Consider the following 530-nt stretch of genomic DNA (forward strand, 5'->3'; position numbering starts at 1 on the left):
GATTATAAAAATACCTCAATAAACTCAAAAGAATGTGAGCAAGAAGCACAAATAAAAAAACCTGAAAATATTCTTGAAGGATACAAAGAAGGTAAAGCTATAGATTTATCCCTTACAGAGGAAGAAATTCCTTTTTGATTTGTATGCTATAAAATATTTTTTGATTTTATATATAAATTTTACTAAAACTCTTGACGGGGGGGGGTTATTATAATACCAAAATTAAACTTCAAGTTTGGAATAAAATGAAAAAAAGGATAAAAAATGGAATTAGTTAAAAAAGGTTTAGTATTAGCACTGGGTAGTTTTTTGTTTATGAATCTTGCTTTTGGAGATGAAATAGATGATCAGATCAAACAATTAGAAAAAGAAAATAAATTGCTTGAACTTCAAAAGAAAAAGCAAGAATTGCTCAATCAAAATAATGCAGAAAATACATCTACTAGTGTGAACAAACAAAGTCAAAACATTAAAACAAAAAAACCAGATTCTAAGAATGGATTCTTCATTGGAGTTGAAGGGGATTTGGG

General features: G+C 27.5%; 1 pseudogene. It reads left to right on the forward strand.

What is annotated here, in order from left to right:
- Positions 1-264: 264 nt before the first annotated feature.
- Positions 265-530: pseudogene (locus tag BKH44_RS08645) on the forward strand (hypothetical protein); the annotation flags it as partial.

Source organism: Helicobacter sp. 13S00477-4 (assembly GCF_002272785.1).
In the GTDB taxonomy this organism is placed as follows: Bacteria; Campylobacterota; Campylobacteria; order Campylobacterales; family Helicobacteraceae; genus Helicobacter_J.